The sequence below is a fragment of the Sinorhizobium sp. 6-70 genome (genome assembly GCF_030124375.1).
GTDB lineage: Bacteria > Pseudomonadota > Alphaproteobacteria > Rhizobiales > Rhizobiaceae > Sinorhizobium.
Window position 1 is genome coordinate 199672 of record NZ_JASKLS010000004.1, and the last position, 13591, is coordinate 213262.

Here is a 13591-nt window from a genome sequence, read left to right on the forward strand (position 1 = left end):
TTCTCCTTTTCCAGCGGCGCTATGCCGGATTGGCCGCCTTGGCTTCGGATTCATTCTCCAGCAGAGCCAACATGCCGTCGATCGGCATGGGCCGGCTGAAGAGATAACCCTGGCCATTATCTACGCCGAGCTTGCGCAGAAGCTGCCACTGCTCCTTCGTCTCGATGCCTTCGGCGACGACCGTACATCCCATCTGATGCGAAATGGTGCGAATGCCCTTGATGAGCATGCGGCTCTTGCGCCTGACGTCGGCGGTGCCGGAACTCAGCGACCGGGTGAAGGACTGGTCGACCTTGACGATATCGACAGGGAAGCGATTGAGATAGCTCAAGGACGAGTAGCCGGTGCCGAAATCGTCAAGCGCGATGCGGCAGCCGAATTCGTTGAGTTGTTTCAGGACGGCGTGAACCTCGGGATTGTCCAGCATCAGCACCGCCTCGGTGATCTCGATGACGATCCTCTGCGGCGAAATGTGGTGCTTGAGCAGCAACGCAGCCAGCTTGTGGGGCAAGGTCAGCTCGAACTGCAGGGGCGAGAAGTTGACCGCCAGATAGGTGTTCTGCGTTCCATCCAGCTCGGAGATCGCGGCGAGGTGGCGAATCGCCTTCTCGAGCACGCGGTCGCCGATGCGGCCGATCGTGCCTGTCTCCTCGGCGATGCCGATGATCTTGCCGGGCGGCATCAGCCCCTTTTCCGGATGATCGAGGCGCATCAGCGCCTCGAAACCGACAATCTGGCCGTCGCCGAGGCCGACGATCGGCTGCAACCAGGCCTCGAACCAATCCTCTTTCAGACCGGTTTCGATGTATTGCTCGATCTCGTGGCGCTCGCGTGCGGTATCGAGCATGCTCGCGTCGAAAATCCGCAAGCCGTTCTTGCCGTCGCGCTTGCGTGCATACATCGCCATATCCGCCTTCAAGAGAAGGTCTGAGGCGCTTGCCGCATGCGTCGGGTAGACCGAAACGCCGACACTCGCGCTGACCGACAGTTCGTTGCCGGCAATCGCCATCGGTTCGCGGAGCGCCGCGCAGATGCGCTCGGCAATCTCGTAGGCGAGGGCGGCGACATCCGTTGCCGCGACGAGAATGGCGAATTCGTCGCCGCCGAGTCTCGACATCACGTCACCTGCGCCAAGCGTCGTGCGGATCAGTTCGACCGTCCGGCGCAAGACGGCGTCACCGGCGGCGTGGCCGAAATTGTCGTTGATCCATTTGAAGCGGTCGAGGTCGATGAACAGGCAGGCAAGCTGCATGCCGCATTCGTCGGCGCTGCGGATCGCGTCGTCGAGCGCGCTTTCGAAGCCCTGGCGATTGAGCAGCCCGGTCAGGTGATCGGTGATCGCCTGGGCATGGTTGCGGCTTTCCGCCTGCTTGAGCGCCGTGACATCGGTCATGACGGACAGCGAAAGATCGGCGCCATGGGCCATTTCCGATTCCAGGATCAGGACGGTCATGAATTCGCCGTCGGCCTTGCGGAAGGGCAGCGTTACTTCGCTGATATCGTCATTGTCGACCGCGGTCGTCTTTGCGCGATGGCGATAGGCTTCGTGCCACAACGGATCGATGAAATCGGTGAAGTTGCGGCCGATGACCTCTTCGCGGGCGTAGCCCGTCGCAAGCAACCAGTAATCGCTGACGGCGCTCAGCCTGTTTGCAGCGTCGAGCGAGAAAAGCATGGCCGGCGTGAGATTGTAGGTTTCGGTCGCGCGATGGTGCGCGATCTTGAGTTCGCTTTCCTCGCGCTCGAGGCGATCCTGCATCTCGTTGAAGTTCGCCGCGAGCGTGCCCATCTCGTCGTCCGAAGTCCAGTCTACCCGGTGGCGGGATCCGAGCCGCCTTGTCGCCTCGATCGCCGCGGTCAGTCGCATCAGCGGGCGGATGACCGTGAAACGATTGCCGACGAGGGCCGCCGCAAAGACGATCGCGACCGCAAAAAGAAGAATGGCGAGGACGGTCCATTCATCCTTGCTGAAACGCGAAAGGATGCCGGGCATCGGGACGACGACCTCGAGCGTGCCGATTTCTTTGACGCCCTCGACACTCTCAAAGGCGATGGCGGTCTTCAAGGAGCGGCTTGCGGTGGTGCCGCCGATGCCGACCCGCGGCAATTGAGCAAGGATATTTCCACCCGCATCGCGAATGGCGACGGCCCTGATATCGGTGGCGTTCATCAGCGAGCGGGCGATCCGGTCGATGCCCTGCTGGTCGAAATCCCAGATCGGCTTGCCGAGCGCTTCGCCGCTCGCCTCCATCAAAAGCTCGACATTCTGCAGGCGCTCGCGCGCGACGCGTTCGCTGGAGATGGTGAGAAAGAGTGCGAGCAACGGTGCGACGAATACAAACATTGCGCTGCCGATGATCGCCACAAACCGGTTTTCCACCGAGTGCATCATTGCATGCCCCGCTCGGCAGTCGTTGCCATTTTATTCATTGCTAATTCTCTTGGGCTGCCACCAATGTCTCCCCGCCGGCAGGACATCATCAAAACCTTAAATGTTGCTGAAGTTGCACGCCGAGATTTCATGAGGCCGCGGACAAGACGCTGTGCTTGCATTAGCGGATGATGATGCTTGGAAAAAGCCAAGTCCTGACCGCCTGAAGTCTGGCGGCCTGAAGTCTGGCGGGAAATGAAAAACCCGCCCCATGTGACATGGAGCGGGTTTGTCTTGTCAGCCGTCACTGTATGATTCCTTAAATCGGGATCGATTTAAGGACAAAATCATGCAGCACTTCAAGTGCTACAGCGACCTTTGCGCGTCCGCTGGACGCGCGGCGCTGTAGTGCTGGCAGATGCGCGAAACGCAGATTATTCTTCTGCTTCGCCCTCGGCCTCTTCTGCTTCTTCTCCTTCGGCTTCCATCACGCGGCCGGCGATCGTGGCGACCGTGAAGTCGCGGTCGGCGATAACCGGGGTCGCGCCTGCCGGAAGCTTGATGTCCGAGATGTGGACGGTGTCGCCGATGTTCAGGCCGGTGAGGTCAACGGTCAGGAACTCCGGAATGCTGTCGGCGGAAACGTTCAGTTCCACTTCGTGGCGAACGATGTTCAGGGCACCGCCGCGCTTGAGACCCGGGGACTTCTCTTCATTTTCGAAGTGAACCGGGACCTGGACGGAAACCTGGCTGTCCTTCGAGACGCGCAGGAAATCGACGTGCATGGTGAAGTCGCGGACCGGATCCAACTGGTAGTCCTTCGGCAGGACGCGGATCTTCTCGCCGTTGACGTCGATGATCGCGACGGTGGTCATGAAACCGCCGGCGTGGATCTTCATCGTCACGTCCTTGGTGGAGAGCGCGATGGAAAGGGGGGCCTGCTTGTCACCATAGATGACAGCCGGAATAAGACCGTTGCGGCGAAGTTCACGGGAGGACCCCTTACCAACCCGTTCGCGCGTCTCGGCCTTGAGCTCGTAAGTCTGGCTCATGGGTAGACCTTTCTGGTTATTTGGAGAGTTCGTCCGCCACAGAGGCGGAAAAACCTGAAGCCGCATGCGGCTTCATCCGCGGTGCCTCCAAGGGTGTCCGCGCGGACGCGGGGTCCTTAGCCGAGAACGGGCGGAAATGCAAGGCGAGGCGCCGCAGTTCACGCCTTTCGCTTGGTAAACCGGGCGAGCGCGAGCATGAGACCGCCGGCGATCAGACCCCAGAACGCGCCAGAGACGCCGGCGAAGCTGACGCCTGATGCGGTTACCAGGAAGGTTATCGCGGCGGCTTCGCGCGTCTGAGCTTCGCTGAAAGCCGCCATGGCCGAGCTGGCAAAGGCACCGATGAGCGCCAGTCCGGCGACTGCCTCGATCAGCACCGGGGGTGCGAGACTGACAAAGGTGGTAACGGTGCCGGCGAGCAGGCCGAAGACGATATAGGCAATGCCGGCATTGATCGCCGACCAGTAGCGACGCGCGCGATCGGGATGAGAATCGACGCCGGCGCACATGGCCGCGGTAATCGCCGCCAGATTGACCGCATGGCCGCCGAAGGGCGCGCTCAGCACCGAAAAGAGGCCGGTCGTTGCAAAGAGCGGGCCGGGGTTCGGATGGTAGTCGTTGACCTTCAAAACGGCGATCCCGGGAATGTTCTGCGATGCCATCGTCACGATGAAGAGCGGCAGGGCGATGCTGACCAAGGCGGCCGTGTTGAAGACCGGGAAGACGAATTCGGCTTGGGGGATCAGCGCCGAGGAAAGCCTTGCAAAGATACCGTCAGGCATTTCGATGCCGAAGGCGATGACGAGCGCGAAGGCGAGGAGGGCGGCGGGCACGGCATAGAGCTTGTTGATCCTGCCGACCAGAGCCCAGGCGAGAACGATCGGCAGGCCGAAGAGCGGGTTGAAGGCGATCGCCTTGACCGGTGCGAAGCACAGGCCAATGAGCACGCCGGCAAGCATTGCGTTCGCCAAAGCCGAGGGGATCGACGAAACCATCCTGCCGAGCGGCTTCCAAAGCCCGGCGATGACGATCAGCAGGCCGCAAACGAGAAAGGCGCCGACCGCTGCATTGAAACCGCCCTCGACGGCGGTCGAGCTTGCGAGCAATGCGGCGCCAGGAGTCGACCACGCGACGCTGATCGGCAGCCGCGTCACACTGCTGATGACAATTGCACACACCCCCATCGAAATCGACAGAGCCATCAGGCCGGAGGCGGCCTGGGCTTCCGTTGCGCCCACGCCGGCAAGTCCGTTCAGGATGACGGCGAAAGAGCTCGCAAAACCGACAAAGGCGATCAGCAGACCCATGAAAAGGCTTTGAAGCGAAAAGTCGCGAAGCATGGCGAAAAACCGGATGTTGCGGGGGCGCGGGCGTGAAATGACCCATCGAGTAGCATATCCCACTGCCCAATTTAAGGATAAAAACATGCGACAATTCAAAGTGCTACAGCATTATTTTGAAAACACATGGCCTCGTGGGCTGTGCCGCTTGATACATTCATCAAGGCGCTTGACGGCGCGACCTTCGTCTGGCTGGACCGGCCGCGCAATCGATGCCTATAGTGCAGCCGCTGCAGGTATGCCGAGCGGGAGATCGGCATACCTGTGTGAACCGGAGGACGCTTTTAGGGAGGGAGCGGATGCCTGCCGTCAGGGATCATTCCGAACACGTCTACAGGATCGCCCATCAATCGTCGGCTGCGGCGAGTTCGCCGGTCGCGGCATCGTGGCGCCGCTGCGTGACGCTGCATGGACTGGCGCCGGAGGAGGTCCGTTCGCCCTGGCGGCTTACGGATAACGAATTCCGGCAGGCGCACGAACGTTCCGGCGTGTTGGTTGCGGAGGCGGTCGCAGAACTCGACCGGCTGTTCGCTGTCGTCGGCAAGGCCGGCTGCTGCCTTCTATTGACCGACGACAAGGGCGTCGCGCTCGAACGCCGCGGAGCGGTCGGCGACGATGCCGAATTTCGCGATGTCGGCCTGTGGTCGGGAACCGTGTGGAGCGAGGCGAGCGTCGGCACAAATGGCATCGGTACGGCGATCGCGGACGCGCGCGCTGTCGTCATCCAGCGCGACCAGCATTTCCTGAGCCGCAATATCGGACTGAGTTGCGCGACGGCGCCGATCCGGGACGAGGCGGGGCAGCTTGCGGGGGCGATCGACATTTCCACCTGCCGCGACGACGCATCCGAGGCAGCGGTGTCGATCCTTTCCCAGGCCGTGCGCGACGCCGCCTCCCGCATTGAGGCCAATCTGTTCCGGCGGGCTTTTGCCGGGGCGCGCATCGTGCTCGTACCGGTGGACAGGGCAGGGCCGGCATTGCTTGCGGTCGACCGCGACGATCTCGTCCTTGGCGCGACCCGCGCCGCGCGGCAGCGGCTCGGCCTCGATGACAGGCGAATTGCAGCGGGCGTTCCGGCTTCAGACCTGCTCCAGGAGGAGCCGCCCGGTGACGGAGGGGAACTGCCGGACGCCGAGCGGGCCGCCCTGCGTCGCGTGTTGTCGCGTACCAACGGCAACGTCTCGATGGCAGCCGACCTTCTCGGGATTAGCCGCGCCACGCTTTACCGCAAGATGAAGCGGCTTTCGCTCAACTGAGCGATTGCTGCGCTGCAGCACGCCGGGCCGGGCCGGCCTGTCTCAATTCTGAAACAGATGGCACTGCCGAGTGCCGCGGCTCTCTATCGCCGTTCGATATTCGGCTGCACCCTTCCTCGCACAGCAAAGGACTGCTGTTTACAGGGAGGAAGCCATGTTGCACCAGAAGATCGTCGAGAACCCGTACAAGCAGAAATATGGAAACTTCATTGGCGGGGAATGGCGGGAGCCGATTGCGGGCCGCTATTTCGACAACGCGACGCCGGTCACCGGCGGCACGCTTTGCCAGATCGCCCGTTCCGATGCCGCCGATATCGAAGCCGCGCTCGACGCGGCGCATGCGGCGCGAGAAAAATGGGGGCGGACGTCGACGACGGAGCGCTCCAACATCCTGATGAAGATCGCCGACCGCATGGAGGAAAATCTTGAGCTGCTGGCGCGGGCGGAAACCTTCGACAACGGCAAGCCGATCCGCGAGACCATGGCGGCCGACATTCCGCTGGCGATCGATCATTTCCGTTATTTTGCCGCTTGCATCCGCGCCCAGGAAGGCTCGATCGGCGAGATCGACCACGACACGGTCGCCTATCATTTCCACGAGCCGCTCGGGGTCGTCGGTCAGATCATCCCCTGGAACTTTCCGATCCTGATGGCCGCATGGAAGCTCGCCCCGGCACTTGCTGCCGGCAACTGCGTGGTGCTGAAGCCGGCCGAGCAGACGCCTGCCTCCATTCTCGTCTGGGCGGAACTCGTTGGCGACCTCCTGCCGCCGGGCGTGCTGAATATCGTCAACGGCTTCGGTCTTGAAGCGGGCAAGCCACTTGCCACCAGCCCGCGCATCGCCAAGATCGCCTTCACCGGCGAGACGACGACCGGGCGGCTGATCATGCAGTATGCCAGCCAGAACCTCATACCGGTGACGCTCGAACTCGGCGGCAAGTCGCCGAACATTTTCTTCGCCGATGTGCTTAACGAGGACGATGACTATTTCGACAAGGCACTTGAAGGCTTTGCGATGTTCGCGCTCAACCAGGGCGAGGTCTGCACCTGCCCGAGCCGCGCGCTGATCCAGGAAAGTATCTACGACCGTTTCATGGATCGGGCGCTGAAGCGGGTCGAGGCGATCCGCCAGGGCAACCCGCTCGACAAGGCGACCATGATCGGCGCGCAGGCGTCGAGCGAGCAGCTCGAAAAGATCCTCTCCTATATCGATATCGGCAAGCAGGAAGGGGCCGAGGTGCTGACCGGCGGGGGACGCAACGTGCTCGAAGGCGAGCTTTCCGAGGGCTACTATGTAAAGCCGACGGTGTTCCGCGGCCATAACAAGATGCGCATCTTCCAGGAGGAGATCTTCGGCCCCGTCGTTTCGGTGACGACCTTCAAGACGGAGGCAGAGGCGCTGGAGATCGCCAACGATACGCTTTACGGCCTCGGTGCCGGTGTGTGGAGCCGCGATGCCAACCGCTGCTATCGCTTCGGGCGCGAGATTCACGCCGGCCGCGTCTGGACCAATTGCTACCACGCCTATCCTGCGCATGCCGCTTTCGGCGGCTACAAGCAGTCCGGCATCGGCCGCGAGACGCACAAGATGATGCTCGACCACTACCAGCAGACCAAGAACATGCTGGTGAGCTACAGCCCGAAGGCGCTCGGCTTCTTCTGATCCTCATTGTTCGATCCCGGCGGTGGTCGCCGGTGATCCTCCCGGCGGGCTCCCGATATTTCATCGGGGGCCTGTCGGTCGTGCAGGAGGGAGGAAATGATGACGGAGCCAAATGGCGAGCCGCGCGTGCTTGCGACCGATGCGGCGATCGAACTCATCCGCGAAATCCGGCGCGACCATCCCGACATTCTCTTTCACCAGTCGGGTGGTTGCTGCGACGGCTCGTCGCCGATGTGTTATCCGGCGGACGAGTACATCGTCGGCGACAATGACGTGAAGCTCGGCGAAATTGATGGTGTGCCGGTCTATATCAGCGCCAGCCAGTTTGAAGTCTGGAAGCACACGCAACTGATCATCGATGTCGTTCCGGGCAGGGGCGGGATGTTCTCGCTCGACAATGGCCGGGAGAAGCGGTTTTTGACGCGCTCGCGTCTGTTCGGTGGAGGCGAGGTTTGCACGATACAGCCCCTGGTCGGTGGCGGCAGTTAGTGCCGGCTGTGCCGGTCGCCTTCGCAATCACTTAGCGGTCGACTGAGACAGGTGTTTTCCCGAGGCCGTCAAAGCGCGTTAGGCTCCTTTTAAAATGTTACAATCTATAGTCGTGGCAGCAAATTTTCCCGATCCTATTGTTGCTAGGCATGAAGCCGTAGATGCTGATTGATTTCGATGTCGATGCAGGCGTTGAAATTTGCGAGGAAGCAGTTTCATGACAACGATCTCACCTGCCGGCAATTCGGCTGCGCTGGCCATCCTGCGGTCCGGTTCGCGGGCAGAGGTGTCGGCTGCCGATTTCCTCCTCTCACCAGTGTTCAAGGCCAGTTCGGACGCGGTGGCCGCAGCTGTTTTCAATGCCATTGCGGAAAATCGCGACTTTCAGAAGGAGTTTTCGGATTCCTATGATGCCGCAATGAAACTCGGGGCGACGCTAGGCGGAATACACCCGGACAACGCCAAGCACATGGCGCTCGCTGATTTGATTATGAAGCATCGGGAAAGCTTTCCGCCGGAAGAGTTCACGATATACACGGATCTGCCGGAAGAAGCATCGATCACGACCACCATTCCGTCTGTGGCTGCGATGAAAGGTGAAATCTTCAGAGAGCGGATTGCGGAAAAACAGGCCGCGTTCGACGCGGAAATCGCCGCTGCTGAAGCATCCCCCGATCCTGCAGCCGTCAAGCTGAATGCACTGTCGCAAGTCGTGAAAGTTCTGGTACTCGATGCTGCGGAACCCGCAGTCGCCCTTCTCGAAAACAGTCTTCCAAAATCGGAAGAACTGGCAAAGCCCTTCGCCGCGTAGCCGCGCGACTTGCCGAAGTCAGCGGCCCTTCGCTGATTTTTTCTCGTGCCCAATCTTGGCTGCCAGATCGAGAAATGCCCGCAGTTTGGGTTGTGTCTGCGCCTTCGCCGGGAAATAGATGAAGAGACCGGGCGAGGTCGGAAGATACGCCTCCAGCACGCGTTCGAGACGCCCGGCTGCGACGGCTTCGCGGACCGAAGGCTCAGGCAGATAAGCCAGCCCCATCCCGGCTTCCGCCAGTTCGATGAGCAACAGGAAGTCGTTGACGGTCAGCCCGCCCGGGACGTCGACGGAGAAATCGCGCCCGCCACGCTCGAACTCCCAACGATAGATCGTGCCCGACGTGGGATAACGGTAGCGGATCGCCTCATGGCGCGTCAGTTCCTCCGGCGTTGCCGGGCGTCCCCGTTTGGCGAAATAGGACGGTGCGCCGACGACGGCCCAGGCGATGTCAGGAGTTAGCCTGACTGCAACCATGTCCTTTTCAATGGCTTCGCCGATGCGGATGCCGGCATCGAAGCCGCGTTCGGTGATATCGATCGCCGCGTCATCGATCGAGATTTCCACGGACACGTCCGGATAGGCCTGCCGAAAGCGCGGCAGCAAAGGGGTCAGCACGAGCGGGATCGCCATGCGCGGGACGGTCAGGCGGAGGTTGCCGATCGGCCGGTCGCGAAAACCGCCAAGCAGGTCATGGGCTTCGGCGATGTCGGATGCCGCCGGGCGCACGCGCAGCAGGAATGCGCTGCCCGCCTCCGTGAGGGCCACGCGGCGCGTGGTGCGAACGAAGAGCTGAACGCCGAGCCTGCTCTCGAGCGCCTTAATCGCTTGGCTGACGGCATTCGGCGTAACGCCGAGCGCAGCCGCTGCGGCGGTGAAGCTGCGATGCTCCGCCACCGCCAGAAATTCCGTCAATCCGCTGAAATGGTCGGCTGCCACTGTCGCGCCATTATGAAGTTGTGCTTCATAACCTTTATAGAGGCATCCGGTTTTTCGCAATAATCCGTTTTGGCATGATCGTCGCCAACCGCAAATGCGGCCTATTCGGCAACGGAGGAAAACATGCAGTACACAACGCTTGGCAATACCGGTCTCGTGGTTTCGCGTCTTGCTTTCGGCGCCATGACCTTCACGGCCGGCGACCGCACGATCGGTGCGATCTACAAGACCGATGCAGAGGCGGCGGCCACACTCGTCGGGAGGGCGCTGGATGCCGGCATCAATTTCTTCGATACGGCCGACGCATACGCCTCCGGTCAGTCGGAGCGCATTCTCGGCGAGGCGTTGAGGACGCGCCGCGATGAAGTGGTCATCGCAACGAAAGTGGGGTTTCGAACCGGCACGCCGCTGACGCAGGCCGGTCTCTCCCGTCGCCATATTCTCTGGTCCGTGGACCAGAGCCTGAAACGGCTCGGCACCGACTGGATCGACGTCTACATCGTTCACAAGGAGGATCCCCACACGCCACTTGAAGAGACGTTGTCGGTGCTGGACGAGGTGGTCGGCTCGGGGAAGGTGCGCTATATCGGCTTCTCGAACTGGTCGGCCTGGAAGGTGGCGGCGGCGCTCGAAATCCAGAAAGCCGCCGGTTTCGCGCGCTTCACGCATGGGCAGATGCACTATTCTCTTCTCGGCCGGGACGTCGAACGCGACGTGATCCCGATGATGCAGCGCTACCGCCTGGGATTGACGGTCTGGAGCCCGCTCGCCGCCGGCTTCCTCTCTGGCAAGTACACCCGCGACAATCTCGGGGATCCAGACAACCGCTATTCCGGCTTCGACATTCTACCTTTCGACAAGGAGCAGGGCTTCCGTCTCGTCGAACGCATGCGCACGATCGCCGACGCGCACGGAGCAAGCGTCGCTCAGGTGGCGATCTCCTGGCTGCTGGCGAAGGATGCTGTGACGAGCGTGTTGCTCGGCGCCTCCAAGCTGCATCAGCTCGAAGACAATCTCGGCGCCGCCGAGCTTACGTTGACGGGAGGCGAGATCGCAGCGCTCGATGCCGAGACCGTGCCTCCGCCGGTCTATCCGAACTGGTTCATCGACAATCTTGCCGACCAGCCGGTGACGCAGGTTCTCGGGAAGAGTCGATAGCTTGGTTCGCACCTGCCAGACAAACGCCGGCGCTCGATGCGCCGGCGTCGATGCACTCCAAGCGCCGTGCGTTCAAATGAACGCACAAAGGACGCTCTGGCACTTTGATTCTAGAGCATCTTATCCGCCTTCAGTGATGCCACGTGAAAGCGGGATGCTCTAGTCTCGGACTGAATGACCTCAGTCGAACAGGCTCGAAACCGATTCTTCCTGGCTGGTGCGGCTGATCGCTTCGCCGATCAGGGCGGCGGTCGAGATCACGCGGATATTGTGCGCCGACTGGACGGCGGTCGTCGGCTGGATGGAGTCGGTGATAACGAGTTCCTTCAGCATCGAGGAGGCGACGCGGGTTACCGCACCGCCGGAAAGCACGCCGTGGGTGATATAGGCGGTGACGCTGGTGGCGCCATTCTTCAAGAGTGCCTCGGCGGCGTTGCAAAGCGTGCCACCGGAATCGACGATGTCGTCGATCAAGATGCAGTCCTTGCCGTTCACATCGCCGATGACGTTCATGACTTCCGATTCACCCGGGCGATCGCGGCGCTTGTCGACGATCGCCAGCAGACAGTCGAGACGTTTTGCAAGCGCGCGGGCGCGCACGACGCCGCCGACGTCCGGCGAGACGACCATGACGTTCTTCAGGTCGTAATGCTCCTTGACGTCGCGTGCCAGGATCGGAACCGCATAGAGGTTGTCGGTCGGAATGTCGAAGAAGCCCTGGATCTGGCCGGCGTGGAGATCGAGGGTGAGAACGCGGTCAGCGCCGGCTTCGGTGATGAGGTTGGCGACCAGCTTGGCGGAGATCGGCGTGCGAGGACCGGGCTTTCGGTCCTGTCGGGCATAGCCGAAATAGGGAAGGACGGCGGTAATGCGGCGGGCGGAAGAGCGGCGCACCGCGTCGATCATGATGAGCAGTTCCATCAGGTGATCGTTGGTCGGAAAAGAGGTGGACTGGACGATGAAAACGTCCTCTCCGCGCACGTTCTCGCCGATTTCGACGAAGATTTCCTGGTCGGCGAACCGCCTTACTGTAGCTTTGCCGAGGGGCAGGTTGAGATAGTTGCAGATCGCTTCGGCAAGCAGCCGGTTCGAATTGCCTGCGAAAACCTTCATTGACGGTCCGCCTTGAGCTGGCGCGGCCTCCGTCCGGCGTGCAGTCCGGGGCGGTTTTTTCCGCGCAAATTCCGTAAGCCATTCCGATCGCGGGCAATCTTTACGGAATGGCCGCTGTTCAGAGCTGATCGGCCGCTTTTTAGCGTCCCTGAACTCGAATGCAAGGGGGAATGCTGCGGCGCAAAGGCCATTACCCTAAAAACTTTGTGTCAACCGGCCAAGATCACGCCGATTCGGGGCGACCGCACGCGTAATCACAGATCGTGATCGATTTTAGTGAGTTAGAGCGGATGGAGGCGCGCGCGTTTCCTCATCCTGCTCTGGACTGACGCCAATCGAGATAGGCCTTGATGGTTTTGGTAGCGATCGCCTGCATTGTTTCCGGCGGAACCGCGCTCCAGGGCTCGGCAGCGGTGCTTGCGACGGTGTCCTGTCCCTGGATGCGGTGCAGGCGATTGCCGTTGCCGTCGAGAATGTCCCAGACATAAACGACCGTTGTCTTGCCGCCGTCGTTGAGCGCCGAAAAATAGCCCTTGAGGATATGCTCGCTCGTCTTGTCTGCAGAGCCCTTGATCGCCAGCCCCTGTGCGTGGGCGTCGGCGCCGAGCTGTTTCGAAAGCGGGGTCACCGCCTCGACCGGTGCACCGATGATCGGCAGGAAGCGAATGCTGCCTGAACCGCTTGTGGCCGCTGGCAGGGCGGCGTGGTTTACTTCTTCTTGCTGCCGCGCGGCCGCTGCTGGTTCGGTCGAGGATCGTTGCCCTGCCGGCTCCTGCTGAGGGGCGGGGCTCTGTATGCGCGTGGTCTGGACCGTCCTCACCTCAACCTGCGCGGTCTCGTCTTGCCCGGTCTCGCCTTGCCCGGTCTCGCCTTGCCCGGTCTCGCCTTGTACGGTCTGGGCCTGCCTTGTCTGGATTGGCGCCGCACCTTCGGCAAGGCGGTTTGCCTGGGCGTCGAGCGTGCCGGCAGGGTCCGTATAGGTGGCATCGCCGGTGGCATATTGCGTCGGCGGGCTGGAGATGTTCGGCTGCGCAGAGAAGGCGGCCGTGCTGCTTGGTGGCACGGTTTGCACCGGAACGATGGCAGTTTGCGTCGACATGGTGTCGAGATCGGACTGAGTCACCGGCGGGGATCGGAAGGTCCCGGCGCCCACGTCCACCTGCGGTATCAGCACATCGGTGCTGTTGCAGCCCGTAAGTGCTGTTGCAAGACCAAGGCTTGCGATAGGCATGATCAGCTTTCGCATCGTTCCCACCGTCCGTCTCGACTCTAACAGTCGGAGCGGGAGGGGAGCTTCGCACGCCCTGATCCCGTTCCGGTTCGCGACAGCTTCTAGAAAGCGGGATGCTCTACGAAGCTGCCTCCGTTCGTCCGTCTCGGTCGGAAATCATAGGCGGAT

12 protein-coding genes are annotated in these 13591 nt (G+C 61.6%); 5 read left to right on the forward strand and 7 right to left on the reverse strand.

Features of this window, described 5'->3' with window-relative positions:
* Window positions 1-19 precede the first annotated feature (19 nt).
* The 4 genes from QN222_RS10695 to QN222_RS10710 form a co-directional block, all read right to left on the reverse strand.
* Window positions 20-2392 (reverse strand): EAL domain-containing protein, encoded by a 2373-nt coding sequence (locus tag QN222_RS10695; RefSeq protein WP_284005415.1) that lies wholly within the window; start codon window positions 2390-2392, stop codon window positions 20-22.
* Window positions 2389-2679: a hypothetical protein gene (locus QN222_RS10700; protein ID WP_283961611.1), complete on the reverse strand. Its 291-nt coding sequence runs from the start codon at window positions 2677-2679 to the stop codon at window positions 2389-2391. Before QN222_RS10700 ends, QN222_RS10695 begins: the two co-directional genes overlap by 4 nt.
* A gap of 126 nt (window positions 2680-2805) precedes the next feature.
* The gene (locus tag QN222_RS10705) at window positions 2806-3423 is read right to left on the reverse strand and encodes a 50S ribosomal protein L25/general stress protein Ctc (RefSeq protein WP_283961610.1); all 618 of its coding nucleotides are present in this window, start codon (window positions 3421-3423) and stop codon (window positions 2806-2808) included.
* Window positions 3424-3581: 158 nt separating this feature from the next.
* Window positions 3582-4763: a benzoate/H(+) symporter BenE family transporter gene (locus QN222_RS10710; protein WP_283961609.1), complete on the reverse strand. Its 1182-nt coding sequence runs from the start codon at window positions 4761-4763 to the stop codon at window positions 3582-3584.
* Window positions 4764-5062: 299 nt separating this feature from the next.
* On the opposite strand from QN222_RS10710, the gene QN222_RS10715 reads away from it, so the two are divergent.
* From QN222_RS10715 to QN222_RS10730, 4 genes are all read left to right on the forward strand, one after another.
* Entirely contained in the window at window positions 5063-6019 is a 957-nt protein-coding gene (locus QN222_RS10715) for a helix-turn-helix domain-containing protein (RefSeq protein WP_284005416.1), read from the forward strand.
* 154 nt (window positions 6020-6173) lie between these two features.
* On the forward strand, window positions 6174-7682 hold the full coding sequence (adh, locus tag QN222_RS10720; protein ID WP_283965566.1) for an aldehyde dehydrogenase: 1509 nt from the start codon (window positions 6174-6176) through the stop codon (window positions 7680-7682).
* 99 nt (window positions 7683-7781) lie between these two features.
* The gene (locus QN222_RS10725) at window positions 7782-8171 is read left to right on the forward strand and encodes a DUF779 domain-containing protein (protein WP_283965567.1); all 390 of its coding nucleotides are present in this window, start codon (window positions 7782-7784) and stop codon (window positions 8169-8171) included.
* A 217-nt stretch (window positions 8172-8388) separates the two neighbouring features.
* Complete coding sequence (locus QN222_RS10730) at window positions 8389-8982, forward strand: hypothetical protein (RefSeq protein ID WP_283965568.1); 594 nt, start codon at window positions 8389-8391, stop codon at window positions 8980-8982.
* Window positions 8983-9000: 18 nt separating this feature from the next.
* Here QN222_RS10730 and QN222_RS10735 read toward each other — a convergent pair whose 3' ends face one another.
* Window positions 9001-9921, reverse strand: a complete 921-nt coding sequence (locus tag QN222_RS10735) for a LysR family transcriptional regulator (protein ID WP_283965569.1) — start codon at window positions 9919-9921, stop codon at window positions 9001-9003.
* A 123-nt stretch (window positions 9922-10044) separates the two neighbouring features.
* Here QN222_RS10735 and QN222_RS10740 point away from each other — a divergent pair, with 123 nt between their 5' ends.
* Window positions 10045-11079: an aldo/keto reductase gene (locus tag QN222_RS10740; RefSeq protein WP_283965570.1), complete on the forward strand. Its 1035-nt coding sequence runs from the start codon at window positions 10045-10047 to the stop codon at window positions 11077-11079.
* A gap of 180 nt (window positions 11080-11259) precedes the next feature.
* On the opposite strand, the gene QN222_RS10745 is transcribed toward QN222_RS10740, so the two are convergent.
* Both QN222_RS10745 and QN222_RS10750 read right to left on the reverse strand, forming a co-directional pair.
* The gene (locus QN222_RS10745) at window positions 11260-12192 is read right to left on the reverse strand and encodes a ribose-phosphate pyrophosphokinase (protein ID WP_283965571.1); all 933 of its coding nucleotides are present in this window, start codon (window positions 12190-12192) and stop codon (window positions 11260-11262) included.
* A gap of 310 nt (window positions 12193-12502) precedes the next feature.
* Complete coding sequence (locus tag QN222_RS10750; RefSeq protein ID WP_283965572.1) at window positions 12503-13438, reverse strand: hypothetical protein; 936 nt, start codon at window positions 13436-13438, stop codon at window positions 12503-12505.
* Between the last annotated feature and the right edge of the window lie 153 nt (window positions 13439-13591).